Source organism: Lysinibacillus sp. OF-1, from assembly GCF_028356935.1.
Classification (GTDB): Bacteria; Bacillota; Bacilli; order Bacillales_A; family Planococcaceae; genus Lysinibacillus; species Lysinibacillus fusiformis_D.
Genome location: NZ_CP102798.1, coordinates 2792453 through 2806197, shown reverse-complemented (window position 1 = coordinate 2806197; position 13745 = coordinate 2792453). Strand labels below are relative to the sequence as shown.

Here is a 13745-nt window from a genome sequence, read left to right as displayed (position 1 = left end):
GCTGTACATAAAAAATCCCTTTCACCCTATAAGGTAAAAAGGGATGTACAGCATAATAAAATCAACTGCTTTCAATCGTTTTAGTGTGTCAAAACAGGCTAATTTTATGCTAATTATTTCAAAAAGCGATTGGGTATCTGTTGTTTTTCTTCTCCCCATATATAAAAGAAAACCACAAGTAATGTACTTAAAAACCCCATCACAAGAGCATACGTACTGAGGGCTACATGCACTTGACTTTGCATAGCATAAATAAAAATAGCTCCTATCGTTAACAAATTTCCTGTAACAAGCGATATAAAATGAAAGCGTTTATTCATAGCAAGCCCTCCTATTAGATGATAAGGTAATGCTCCATGATGAAGAGAGTTCGCTTCAATTATCGCATAATTCAGAACTTTTATCCATCGCTTTTATTATATTAGTAATATTAAAGATGCTTTTTAAATACATCTTTTTGTAGTATGATTGAGGAATAATAGGGAATATTCATAGATGATTATTAGAAAGGGGAGAGGATGAATGGTGAAATTACGCAATTCATTAACTTTTCAACTTGGGACGATTATTGCTGGTATTTTAGTGGTGATGCTAGGGATTACGTCGTTCGCTACATACATAACTGCTTACAATAAACTATATGATGCTGCTGGCGTGGAGGCCTATGGTTGTGCCAATATCACAACAGGTTTAATTGATCCAGCATTAATGGACAAGGCCATTCAGGGCGATCAAGATGCACAGGCGCGTATTGGACATGATTTAAACTGGACAACGGGCCATAAGGACATTTTTCAAACGCAATATATTTTAGCACTCGATGGCACATTATTAGCGCTGGATGAACATTTAGCTGAGGAAGGTCTCGCACCTGGCGATTCATTTTATTTAGATAAAGAAGCCATTGATATGTTGCTGACACATAAGCATCCAACATACTCACAGCCCTATAATTTTGCTGGTATGGATCGCTTATCAGGCTATGCACCTATTTTTAAAGACCATGATTCTAGTAAAGAAATCATTGCAATTAGTGTCATCGATTTTGATGCCAATATCGTAAAAGAACGAACGTGGGATGTCGTGCGAAATGGTATCTTAATAAGTATTTTCCCTATGCTTATTGCTTCGATCATTACAGGCTTTTTAATTCGTCGAAAAGTGAAACCGATTAGTGTGCTAATTCAGCAGGCTAAAGAAATTGCGAATGGGAATTTAGCTGTACCTGAAACAAAAATTCATAGTAAGGATGAAGTAGAGGATTTAGCAAATACCTTAAATCGAATGACCGCTAATTTGCAAAATATGATTATGACGATGCGCTCCACTTCTAATACTTTAGCTAATAACTCAGATGAAACCGCTTCCACGTTGCACGATATGAGTAATACGATTCAAGGTGTTGCGAACAATATCGAAGAGGTCACAAGTGCTGTGACGGAAGGGATGCATCATGCTGAAAATGCGACAGATGTTCTGACATCTTTAGCAGAGGACCTTCAAATGATACAGCACAATGCCAATGACAGTGCTGAGAATGCTCGACAAACGATGAAATTAGCAACAGAGGGTGAGCGACTAGCGAAGGATATAAGTAATGATATGGCATTGATTCATAACGGTTCAGGTGAAGTTCGACAAACAGTCGAAAACTTGGTCACATCAGCAACCAAAATACAAACGATTACTACCTCTATTGCTACTATAGCCTCCCAAACGAATTTACTAGCTTTGAATGCTTCCATCGAGGCGGCTAGAGCAGGGGAGCATGGGAAGGGTTTTGCCATTGTTGCTGAGGAAGTACGCAAGCTTGCCGAGCAGTCCAATCAAGAGGTTTTACAAGTCGAACAGCTAATTCAAGACATTATGAAACATGTTCAGCAAGTGATGACATCTACGAATGATAATACGCAATATATCGAAAAAGGCACAGAGACAGTGCGTTTAACCGCGCAATCTTTAGGCAATATTTCCACAGCAGTAGCCACAACGGTAGAAGAAATGATTATGCTTTCTCATGCTATGACCGCTGAAAATGAAAAATCAGCTCGTATTGTTCAAATGATTCAACAATTAACAGAATCCATTAGAGATATAGAAGAAACGATGAATATGATTACGGTAGCAGCACAGCAAACAACAGCAAGTATTGATGAGGTAGCACAAGGTTCTAATGAAACAAATCATATGGCTCATACACTTGAACAGCATGTAAAAGCGTTTAAATTAAAAGAATTGTAGAAAGATTAGGACAAGTTGTCTTTTGCTTCTATTGCGAAGATGGTACACTAGCTATAAGATTTGTCTTTTGTGAAGTGGAGGATTTAAATGGTGGTAAAACAACTGGATGAGCAAGTTCAACAAGTTAATGACTTATTTTTGAGTGGACAGGTAAAGGAAAGCTATCAACTGGCTAAAAGAATAATAATGAATCATGCAGTGGTTGAAGAGGAGGCCTATCAATTCATCCAACAGCATGTGGCCATGCTAGAGGCGAACGGGTATGCGAGTATGCCTCACCCCACTGATGAAAAGGTGAAACAAAGTGTAGAACGCACAGATGGTTCTTATCCAGAACGAGATGTTCTCACGGCTTATATTGGGAGTCAGGATGATGAGCAATTTGGAAAAGTAATCGATGAATTATTAGCAGGGTCTATTGAAGCACAGGCGAATGCTTATTATACAATGGCGGAATACTTTGTTCTTGCTGAAGAACGAGACAAGGCAACAGCACAGTATGCAGAGGCAATCAAATTGCAGCCCAATAAGGCGCTCTATTGGGGAGCTTTTGCCCAGTTTTTGAATCGTCAGGAGGGCAGCCCCTATCTGGCATTACGATTAATTGAAGAAGCTATTCTACTAGATGGGATGAATCCACGTTGGCACTATATTCAAGGCAATATTTTTTTACAGCTAGTAGCAGCGACGAAAAATTTAAGCTATTTACCTGCCTTAGAAGAGGCGTGGAACAAAGCTGAAAAACGGTGTAGCGCTAAGCAAGTTGCATTGAAAATGGATCTTGTAAAGTCACGTGATCTGTTAACACAATGGAAAAAGCAAATGCTATAACGATTAAAAACTGTCTAGCAAAGCATTAATAATTATTTGATTTTAAGTATATTTATGCTATCATAAAAAGATAAACGGACGTATGAAGCTTATCGATTACATGAAAGAAGTGTTTTTTTGAGTTTATATGTAGCGTATGTATTGGTAGGACTTGCCATTGCCATGCCTGTAGGAGCTATTACTGTAGAAATGACAAAGCAAGGACTCAAAAATGGTTTTATGCATGGCTGGGCTGTAGGGCTTGGTGGCATGACCATTGACATTGTATTAGTTTTTGCTTTATACATGGGACTAGCCTCTATTTTGGCTATGCCGATGGTCCAACTTCCTATGTGGATTATTGGAGCAGGCTTTTTATTCTTGTTAGGCTATGATTCTATCAAGAATGCAGACCATGATATTACATTAGCAGGAGAAAAAGTAACCAAATCGTTTTTTGCCTCTTATTTTAATGGCTTATTGGTCGCAATTTCGCCTGGTAATCTTGTATTTTGGGTCAATGTATTTGGTGTAGTGCTAGCTAAATCTTATGGACAAGGACAGCCGACAAACTTTTTAATTATTGCTGCTGGCGTTCTTAGCGGTATTTTACTCCACGACATCGGTTTGCTGACCATTGTGTCAGTCACTCGAAAAGCTATGAACCGTAAGATGATTAAGACATTTACAATTGTTGCAGGATTCTTATTGATTGGTTTTGCTGGTTATTTTATATATGAATTTATTCAAGCAATTAAGATTTATATATGAAAAGTGCGATCTTCTAGATCGCACTTTTTTTATGGTACCATCAGTGCTGCTTGATGCTCATGGATACAGGCGATAATTTCTTCCGCTACTTCATGCGCTAGCGATAGTTCTGAAGTAAAGCCCACACAGGAGCAATTCATTTCACCTAAAATATAACCATCTTCTCCAGCCTCATTCGTATCTAACATAAAGTCAGCCGTCCAAATCAATGGTAAATCATAATTGCCTAATAGGTTCGTCACTTGTGGGAGTTGTGCTAAAAAATTTTGTACGAGCTCTTGCCAATCTGCAGGCTGGTCATAGCGATATTGGGCACCTGAGAAAAGTGTGGCGCTAAAGGCATCCTCAGTATCTGCCGGTTTTTTATGTACTACATAAATAGGACGGTTTCTTAACATGAATAAGCGAATTTCACCTTCTGTAATTCGCGGAAGAAATCGCATATCGATTAACATACCATTCATCCCTGTAATATACTGCTTACAAAATGTCATGAACTCGCCAAGCTGCCAATATTCAACATGATTATCTTTCGCTTCTGTACATTTGATTTGTGCATTAAGTGGCACTTCAGTGATGCCCTTGGCAAGCGGATTCACCAATTGTACACGCCAAATACCTTCACCAGTTGAACCACGATTTTGCTTCAGAACACGTTCTGTCGAAGCTAAGGAGATAGGGAATTGCGTTTTGAATGCTTCTATAGTGTAGTAGGCATATGTATCATCAGGTACTAAATTCGTTGATGTAAGCTTTGATAGAGCATCTTTCGAGCCGTAGCTAATCATCGCATCAGGATGTGGCATTCCGATAATTCCAGCCTGGCACAGCTCTCGTAGCATGGTAAAATACGCTTCCTCATGCTGTAAGTTACCAGGGTTTATACGCGATACATAGGCAACACCATGTTCCTTCACATAGTCAAAGATTTGCTGTTTTTTTGTGACATCAAAAAATAGCACCTCTGCATCTTGCCCACGTTCCTTTAGGGCATCCACCATCGGTAGGGTGTCTGGGCGATAGCCGTCGGGTCCTTTATCTGTGCCACCCTCAACCTCGAAAAAAATAACTTTTTTATCCATAAAAATACCTCCTTTTGTCTGCTATTAAATTCAGTATAGTAGACAAATCAGGAAAAAAGATAGATGAAATATGTAAATTTTATGTATAAATTTATATATTACTAGTCCTGTTTTAGGAGGTATTTACTATTGTTTTCGGGACATTTTGAATAAGTTACGCTTCAACCTGTTTTTTCTGAAAGACTGTGAGGTATAAAATCATAAGAAGAATGAGTAATGTGCCTATAAACTGATAGCCCCCAAAGGTAATTTTTAACCACCAGACACTCGTAATAACAGCCATTAATGGTTCAAGGCTTCCTAGTAAGCTTGACTCCTTAGGGGAGAGATAGTGCAAACTAGCAATATAAAACCAAAAAGCGAGCATTGTGCCAAAAATAATGATAAAGAGAAAATAAGCAACAGTGGAAAAGGTCCAATTTGATACATCAATCGCCCAAGGTGGATGGAAAATACTCATTACTGCCCCACCGATAATCATTGACCAGCCAACAACTAGTAATGAATGAAATTGCTGCAAAAGTGGAATCGCATAGAGAGTATAAAAGGCAACTGAAAGCCCTGATAACACGCCCCACAGCACAGCCATAAAAGGAACTGATAAGGTTGAAACGGAGCCATTTGTTAATAATAAAAATGTTCCTACAAGTGTAAGTGTGACGGCAATCCCATCTTGTTTTGTCAATGGATTTTGCCTCGTTAGTAAAAAATAAGCCATGATAAACAGCGGTGCTAAATATTGTAATAAGGTGGCTACTGCAGAATTACCAATCGCGATAGACATCATATAGGTATATTGGACAGCGAGCATGCCGAGTAAACTAAATAAAATTTGTTTAAAAGCATTCTGTTTCGTGCGCCATATGACAAAAATTGAGTCATGACGGTAGGTTATTTTATAAATAGCTAGTAGCAGTAGGCCAGCCAAAAGTAGCCGACTAGATACAAGCCAGCCCACTTCTATATCGTCTTGTTGGAATAACTTTTGGGCAACGGTCCCACCTATTCCCCAAAAACTTGCCCCTAATATAACAAGTAGGAAGCCCATGGTACGATTTCTTTGGATGATTTGATTCATTTGTTCACATCTCCTAAACTATCAATATAAGGTGATTATAAAGGAGAGAATTGCAAATAAATATCGATTTAATCGTATAAAAATATCAATATATTGAGGTGTTAAGGATGCCGTTGACGCATATTAAAATAGCAAAGGATTTACAAGAATTAACGCTGCACGGGACAAAAGAATTTCCCGTTGCCTTGTATGAAACGGTCATGCAATTAGAGAGGTTGGATTTCCTACCACTCCATTGGCATAAGGAAATTCAATTTGTTTATTTAAAAAGTGGACGAGCTCAGTATCGAGTAGGGGGAGATGCATTTATTTTAGAACAAGGGGAGGGGCTCTTTATCAATGCCTCGGTATTGCATGAAGCGAAGCCTTATGAAATTGAACAAGCTTTGATTTATTGTGTCAATGTGGACCCAATGCTGATAGCTGGTCATGAGGGCAGTATCTTTGCCCCAAAATATGTTGAGCCTTATATCACAAAAAATCGAGTGCCTTATGTCAAGCTGACGGGGGAGTTAGCACAGAAAATAGCATCGATTGCAGCATTGATGCGGGAACAAGACGTATTTTTTGAATTAAAGTTTTGGAGAGAGCTCCTATTCATTTGGGAATCGATGCTAACTCAATCCTTGCTGACAGAAGAAATGATGGATCAATCCTCCATCGTACAGCATGAACGAGCAAAAGTAATGTTGGATTTTTTACATGCACATTATCAACAAAAAGTAACGTTAGAAGATTTAGCAAGTCATGTCTATATAAGTCGCGCCGAATGCAGTCGCTTTTTTAAGAAAATAGTGGGTATGACGCCGTTTAGCTATTTATTACAATACCGACTGCGCAAAAGCAAAGAATTATTGCGGAATGGTGAGCTATCTATAACCGAAATAGCTGGTGATACAGGTTTTAGTACGGTCAGTTACTATATCGAAAAATTTAAAGAATACACTGGCTACTCGCCACATGTTTACCGTAAAAAGTTTCTAAGTGTGAAAAATAATTGAACATGTTTGGAAAAAGATCATCTTTTATACTCAAAATATATACAAAATTAACCATTTGAAATAAAGTAAAATTAGCAATAAGGAGGGGGATAGGGAAGGATGGTTTTAAAAAGTAAGCAAAATATATGGCTAGGCTTGTTATTAATCGTGTTAGCCAGCAATTATACACTCTATAACACTGGATTGGGTGTATCCATTTTACCAATCGAAACGAATGGGGTTGTCATGGGGTCATTGATCGACTTTATTGTGGTGATGCCCGTATTATGGATGCTTTATAAAGGAAGGTTTTCGTTCAAGCACGCCATTTTATTAGCCGCATCAGGCTGTATTGCCGCACGCTTTATGATTCCCATGGAGCATCTTCAGCCATTTGTGGCTGTGACATGGGCAGGTTTTGTGATGGAATCAGTTATTATTTTATTAGAAATTGTCGTACTAGCAACACTCGTGCGATATTTGCCCCAAATCCTGATGGAAGTGCGTAGGAGTTCATTGCCAGATCTCTTTTCATTTTCAAAAGCTGTAGAAAATCATGTACCCAAGCATGCTATCATTCAGATGATTTGTGCGGATATGCTAGTGCTATATTATGGTTTTGCAAGTTGGAAAAGACAAGAACGTCAGGGCTTAACTTTACATAAAAATTCGAGCTACATCGCTTTTCAGCTCATGATTATTCATGGCATTGCCATTGAAACGATTGGTATTCACTGGTGGCTACACGAAAAATCAATAGTACTTTCCATTGTTTTGCTCCTTTTTAATATGTATTCAGTGATTTTCTTTTTAGCAGATATGCAGGCCATTCGTTTAAATCCTGTTTACGTAACAAATGATACATTGTATTTATCTCTTGGACTAATGAAACGAACTGCCATTCCATTTGCTCAAATTGCAGCAATCGTGGAAGATAAGGAGCAGCTAGAAGGAAAATTATCAAAAGATACGATTGATTTTATAGCCCGTGATTTTGCTGAAGCCTACCCACAATTCATTTTGAAAATGAAAGAGCCTGTAGAAGTGACATTTATGCTAGGAATAAAAAAGCGCTATAATCAAGTAGCCATCAAGGTTGATCAAGTACAAGAGTTTAGACAAATGCTTGAACAAGGAATAACAAAATAACTATCCTAAAACGGGTGCTCCTAATATGCGTGCACCCGTTTTATGAATCGCTCAAAGTAAGTCTGTAAAAGTAAGATGTTCCATTCTATAAAGATGGCTTATGTATAGCCTGTAAAAATAATAATATTATTTAACCAAATTTTAACCTTCGTTTTTTATAGTATTTCATATACAAAAGTAGGAGGAAAGGGAATGTAAAGGTCGTGTCCAAACTAGATAGAGCTTTGTGAAATTTTCTGAGTATTGAATAAAAGGTGAAGAACCTTCAATAGAAAAATAGTATAATAAGCTTATACACTAATATACAATTTCTGGATGTATCTTAAAGATTTACATTCTTGTATACCTCATTTTAATGTGCTTGAAAAACAACCTCGATTTTTGGCATAAATGTATATAAATATAAATAGTGATTTAGTTTCGTTGGATTTCTAATTAACAAATGAAGGTAGTATAACTAGATAGAAGAGGGGGTTCGTTTGTGAATGATTGTATCCTTTTGCAGTCTAATCAAGATTGGCACTTACAAAGAATGTATATGAAGAAATTTAACAATCTGGTACTCGTAAAAAGTATTCATCAAAATTCTGCTGAGACAAGAGCCAAACTGCAATATGAATTTACCTTGTTTTCCAATGAGCAAAATCCTTGGCTATTGAAGCCGATTGCTATGGATTATATAGATAAACAATATGCGATTATCTATGAAAATTTTAATGGTGTGCCCCTAAAGCAACTCGGAAATAACCTTATTTCTTTACATCAATTTCTACTAATAGCGATTGAGCTTGTGAATATTTGTATTAAAATGCAACAAAGTAATTTACTTTATTTGCACCTTCATCCTGATCAAATATTAATCAATCCAAATTCGTTCAAAATAAAATTATTAAGCTCCGAGTTTAGTTCGAAATATGATGCAGAATCGCCAGTTGTAATTGAAAATCCCTATGAAAGACGGGATCAGTTACCTTATTATGCACCTGAACAGACGGGCAGACTTCATTTAGATGTGGATTATCGTACGGATTTATATGCACTTGGTATGATTTTTTACGAAATATTGGGCGGTCAATTACCTTTTCAAGCAAAGGATGCTGTAGATTTAATTTACGAAATCTTAACCAAAAAGCCAGAATCCTTGATGAACCTTCAAAATAGTTGTCATCCTCTCCTTTGGAAGATTATTGACAAGCTTTTAGCTAAAAATCCGGTTGATCGTTATCAAAGTGCAATGGGTTTGAAAGAGGATTTGCTCTTTATCCAACATAGACTTACGGCAAATAAATCACTTGACGACTTCCCACTAGGTCAACAGGATTTACAGTTGAATTCGGGATTGTCTACTAAGCTTTACGGCAGAGAAGAGCAATTTGCAGAGCTTTCCTCTCACTTTTATCAGGTCACAAAAGGTGATAAAAAAATGGTCACTATTTCAGGGCAAGCAGGATATGGAAAATCCAAGCTAGTACAAGAGCTGAAGGGTGAAATTGCGGCGGCAAAGGGCTATTTTATTGCAACGAAGTATGAGCAATTACAATTAGAAAATGACTATACCATTGTGGTTCATCCGTTAAGAAATTTATTGAAATTGGTTTATATGGAAGGTGAAAAATCTGTACAATTATGGAAAAAATTATTCCAGGAAGTCAAATTAGTTGTGACAGATGAGCTTATTCATTTATTACCTGAACTCAAATGGTTTGTGAAGGAAGAAGTAGGCTTTCAAAAGGAGGTTCGTCAAAATACAAAACAGCTCCATTCCTATACGTTTATATCTATTCAAAAAATTTTATTAACATTTGCAATACAAAAGAAACCGGTTGTATGGTTTGTTGATGATTTGCACTGGGCCAATCAGAGTACGCTTGAAATTATGGCACAAATTTATGAGCAGCAACGAGCGGGGTACTTTATGATGATTGGGACATTCCGAGTGAATGAGGACAGCACAGAGGAAAAAAGTGAGCAAAGAACCACTGTTTTTTCCAATTGTCACCATATTCCTTTACCCCTTCTTCAGGAACAACATGTGCAGCAATGGCTTGAGGCATCTTTCAATGCTCAGCCGCAAACGATACAGGTCATTGCTAAACAATTATTTAATTTGACCAAAGGGAATCCACTCTTTGTAAAAGAAGTGTACCGTTCACTCCAGCAAGATAACACGATTTATTTTAATACGACAACAAAAGAGTGGCAGTTTAATCGTCAGAAATTCAATTTATCTCGTTTAAATAACGAGCTATTTGCTTTCATTGAGAATAGAATGGCTAATTTAACGACCGATGTCCATGCTATTTTACGACTTGTCGCATGTTTTGGTCAGCGTTTTGAATTTAGTGATGTCTTAAAGCTTGTCTCCCTACCTGCTCAAACATTATTGAAATATTTAGAAACACTTGTGGAAAATGGTTTTATTATTCCGTTAGATGCACATTATAAATGGGCGAGTACATTTGAACATGAAGGAATTTTGCATACATTTTCGACAAAATTCCAATTTGTCCATGATCGTATTCAGCAAGTAGCCTATCAAGAAATTCCGTTACAAAAGCGCATCAAGCTGCATTATCAAATTGGCCAATTACTAACTGAGAATTCTCCAACGATTGCAGACCATGATCGTTTAAACGAAATGGTTATGCATTTTAATTACAGCCGGCAATTATTGACGAGGGAAGAAAAACAGAAGTTGGCTCTCTGGAATTATCAACTAGGAATAGAGGCTAAAAGAATAGGGTTGTTTGATAATGCGCTTAAATTTTTTACAACTAGTAAAGAACTATTAACACCGGATCATTGGATAACTAGGAGAGAACTGTCTGTTAAATTATATGCGAACTTAGGAGAATGTGAATATATTGCAGGGCACTATGAACGCTCTGAAATACATTTAACAGAAGCTTTGCAGCATTCAGAGACAGTGTTAGAAAAGCTGATGATTAATAATTTAAAAACGATATTATATATTGAATCTGATAATCCTAGTATTGGTCTAGAAGCAGGCTTGGCGGGGTTACAAGTTGCAAATTTGAAAATTACGGCAGCTCCTAAAAAATCACAGCTTCTCAAAGAATATCTATTATTAAAATTAGCATTGCGACATATGTCTGACCAGGATTTATTGCAACAATCTGCAACAAATAGTAAGGAAATTGATCTATTAATTCATTTAATTATTAATATGACGGCAAGTGCTTTCCTGTTAAATCCTAACTTAACGGGCATTCTTTTAATGAAAGGCATGCGCCTACAGTTGAAGTATGGTACGACACCGAAAAGTGCCATGGTATTGATTAATTATGCCATGCTTTTAAATGCGGGATTTGGTAATATAAAAGAAGCTGCTCGCTTTGGAAAACTGGCCATCACCGTTGCCGATACGCAAGAGAGTATTTATATCAAAGGACATACTTATTATGTGTATGGGGTGTTTATCAGCCATTGGACAGAGCCGTATGAAGCCAGCATTCAATATATTAACGAGGCTCAACAAAAAAGCCAAGAGCTCGGCTTATATCATTTAGTATCCTCAGCCTCTTGTTTTATTGTCGTTATTCGACTTATTCAGGGGGCTTCCATTCAAGATTTACAGCAGGAAATTAGGCGACAACAAGATGAATTTTCCATACATGCAAGTACTTTATCGATTGATTTTTTAGCTGAAATGGGAGGATGGATGAATGCTCTGCACGATCCACATCATCCTGTACATTGGGGGTACTCCTTTACGATACAGGATCAACCTGCTATTAAAATCATGCATTATTCAGTACGTTTACAAATGTCCTTTTTATTAGGCGATGAAAAGCAAGGAAAAGCGATTTTGATAGACTTAAAGGAATTAAGTAAAGAAACCTATACATTACCGATTTCTACCGTTTATTATTTTTATCGGGCTATGTGGCAATTTCATTTTCTGCAGCGCCTCAATGGTGAAGCACAAGAGCGACACTTATATCTATCTGACATACAGCAAAGCATAAAAAAATTTAAAAAATGGGCCAGTTATTCTCCTGCCAATTACGAGCATCTCTATATCTTATTAATGGCAGAAAATTACCGTTCCAACAACAAAGAAAAAGATGCTGAGCTCTATTATGACCGAGCTATACAATTAGCAAAAATGAATGGCTTTATCCAAGATGTGGCACTTGCTTATGAACGAGCAGCAGACTATTATCGCGCCAAACAGCAAATGAAAACAGCAAGACACTATATATTAAATGGTATTCAAAGCATGCAAGCATGGGGAGCCGAAACGATTGCTAGAAGATGGGAAAGTGATTATCAAGTAAATCGCCAACCAGAAAGTCAGCGTAGACAATCACTCACGTTTGATATGATGACTGTATTTGAGACGACCCAATCTTTTGCAACAGCCATTCGCATGGAGGATCTCCTGCATAACATATTGTTTTCCCTGTTAAAGCATGTAGGGGCAGATAGTGGTTACTTTATTCATAAACAGCAGCAGCAACTACTGGTGTTGGCAAAGGCAGAAGCTGCGGAAAATGCCTTTACGCTGTATGAGCAACAAAAAATAGAGGACTTTAGTGCGAATATGCAGTCTATTATACGCTATGTTCTTAAAAGCAAAGAACATGTGATTATTCAAAATGCTCAAAAGACACAGCATCCTCTTTTATCTTATTCAACGGCGAAATCTATTCTTTGCTTACCGATTGTTCATCAAAATGAAATTATTTCGATTTTATATTTTGAGAATACGTTGCTGACAAATGCCTTCCATCCATCTCATGTCCAGCTTCTGAAAGTCATAGCTGCTCAAATTGCCGTATCTTTTGAAAATGCCAAAATATATGGGGATTTAGAAAAGCGAGTACAGCTACGTACAAAGGAATTGGATGAAACCAATCGGCACTTGAAAAAAATGAATGAACGTTTAGAAAAAAATGAACTGGAACGCAAAAAACTTTTGCATAGTATTTCTCATGAGCTACGTTCCCCACTAACCTCTACTTTAGGATATATAGAATTGATGCTTGAGGGCGTTATCGTGGAGGAAGCGGCTAAAGAGAAATACTTACTAAGAAGTAAGGAAAGGCTACTATCATTAAACAGCTTAATTCAAGACTTGTTTGATTTAGCGAATCTAGAAGCGGGTAGAGCAGAATTTTCTTATACAGAGGTAAAGGCAAAGGAATTATATCAACAAATGGCAAATCGATATAAGGATGACATCACACGGTCAGGATTAACCTATAGTGCTCACTTTTATGGTCATCAGGAAGCACAGCTACTGATTGATGAGACAAGAATCAACCAGGTGATTGAAAATATGATGACTAATGCGATGAAATATACATCAAGTGGTGGTATTCAATTGTCCATGCATGTGGAGGACAAGCATTTGATTTGTTCGATAGCCGATAGTGGTGTTGGTATTGCTGAGAGGGATTTACCTTTTATCTTTGATAGCTATTATCGAGCTACCCATATCCATGAACCCGATTCACATGGGATCGGATTAGCCATTTGTAAGCAAATTGTGCACCAGCATAATGGCGAAATTTTTGTTGAAAGCATTGAAAATGAAGGAAGCATATTTAGCTTTACATTACCATTAGCGAAAGTATTGGTAAATAGTTAACAAGAGTGATGAGCCTT

9 protein-coding genes are annotated in these 13745 nt (G+C 37.3%); 6 read left to right on the top strand and 3 right to left on the bottom strand.

The features are described from left to right. Window positions 1-113: 113 nt before the first annotated feature. On the bottom strand, window positions 114-320 hold the full coding sequence (locus NV349_RS13615; RefSeq protein ID WP_036119912.1) for a hypothetical protein: 207 nt from the start codon (window positions 318-320) through the stop codon (window positions 114-116). A gap of 202 nt (window positions 321-522) precedes the next feature. Between NV349_RS13615 and NV349_RS13610 the strand changes: the two genes are divergently transcribed. The 3 genes from NV349_RS13610 (at window position 523) to NV349_RS13600 (ending at window position 3822) form a co-directional block, all read left to right on the top strand. Then, window positions 523-2241, top strand: a complete 1719-nt coding sequence (locus NV349_RS13610; protein WP_230593774.1) for a methyl-accepting chemotaxis protein — start codon at window positions 523-525, stop codon at window positions 2239-2241. An 87-nt stretch (window positions 2242-2328) separates the two neighbouring features. Next, on the top strand, window positions 2329-3072 hold the full coding sequence (locus NV349_RS13605) for a tetratricopeptide repeat protein (protein WP_036119916.1): 744 nt from the start codon (window positions 2329-2331) through the stop codon (window positions 3070-3072). 117 nt (window positions 3073-3189) lie between these two features. Further along, window positions 3190-3822: a LysE family translocator gene (locus NV349_RS13600; RefSeq protein WP_036119920.1), complete on the top strand. Its 633-nt coding sequence runs from the start codon at window positions 3190-3192 to the stop codon at window positions 3820-3822. Window positions 3823-3851: 29 nt separating this feature from the next. Here NV349_RS13600 and NV349_RS13595 read toward each other — a convergent pair whose 3' ends face one another. Both NV349_RS13595 and NV349_RS13590 read right to left on the bottom strand, forming a co-directional pair. After that, window positions 3852-4904, bottom strand: coding sequence for a Cj0069 family protein (locus NV349_RS13595; protein WP_271910223.1), 1053 nt, complete (start codon window positions 4902-4904; stop codon window positions 3852-3854). A 154-nt stretch (window positions 4905-5058) separates the two neighbouring features. Beyond that, window positions 5059-5982 carry a DMT family transporter gene (locus NV349_RS13590; protein ID WP_271910221.1) on the bottom strand — a complete coding sequence of 308 codons (924 nt, stop codon included), beginning with the start codon at window positions 5980-5982 and terminating at the stop codon, window positions 5059-5061. Window positions 5983-6089: 107 nt separating this feature from the next. Between NV349_RS13590 and NV349_RS13585 the strand changes: the two genes are divergently transcribed. The 3 genes from NV349_RS13585 (at window position 6090) to NV349_RS13575 (ending at window position 13728) form a co-directional block, all read left to right on the top strand. Further along, window positions 6090-6983: an AraC family transcriptional regulator gene (locus tag NV349_RS13585; RefSeq protein ID WP_271910220.1), complete on the top strand. Its 894-nt coding sequence runs from the start codon at window positions 6090-6092 to the stop codon at window positions 6981-6983. A 99-nt stretch (window positions 6984-7082) separates the two neighbouring features. After that, complete coding sequence (locus NV349_RS13580) at window positions 7083-8111, top strand: beta-carotene 15,15'-monooxygenase (RefSeq protein WP_089934716.1); 1029 nt, start codon at window positions 7083-7085, stop codon at window positions 8109-8111. A 481-nt stretch (window positions 8112-8592) separates the two neighbouring features. Beyond that, the gene (locus NV349_RS13575) at window positions 8593-13728 is read left to right on the top strand and encodes an ATP-binding protein (RefSeq protein ID WP_271910218.1); all 5136 of its coding nucleotides are present in this window, start codon (window positions 8593-8595) and stop codon (window positions 13726-13728) included. Window positions 13729-13745 lie beyond the last annotated feature (17 nt).

Coding starts and splice junctions, on each gene's coding strand:
- NV349_RS13615 (WP_036119912.1), bottom strand. CDS start 320: ATGAATAAACGCTTTCATTTTATATCGCTTGTTACAGGAAATTTGTTA.
- NV349_RS13595 (WP_271910223.1), bottom strand. CDS start 4,904: ATGGATAAAAAAGTTATTTTTTTCGAGGTTGAGGGTGGCACAGATAAA.
- NV349_RS13585 (WP_271910220.1), top strand. CDS start 6,090: ATGCCGTTGACGCATATTAAAATAGCAAAGGATTTACAAGAATTAACG.
- NV349_RS13580 (WP_089934716.1), top strand. CDS start 7,083: ATGGTTTTAAAAAGTAAGCAAAATATATGGCTAGGCTTGTTATTAATC.
- NV349_RS13590 (WP_271910221.1), bottom strand. CDS start 5,982: ATGAATCAAATCATCCAAAGAAATCGTACCATGGGCTTCCTACTTGTT.
- NV349_RS13605 (WP_036119916.1), top strand. CDS start 2,329: ATGGTGGTAAAACAACTGGATGAGCAAGTTCAACAAGTTAATGACTTA.
- NV349_RS13610 (WP_230593774.1), top strand. CDS start 523: ATGGTGAAATTACGCAATTCATTAACTTTTCAACTTGGGACGATTATT.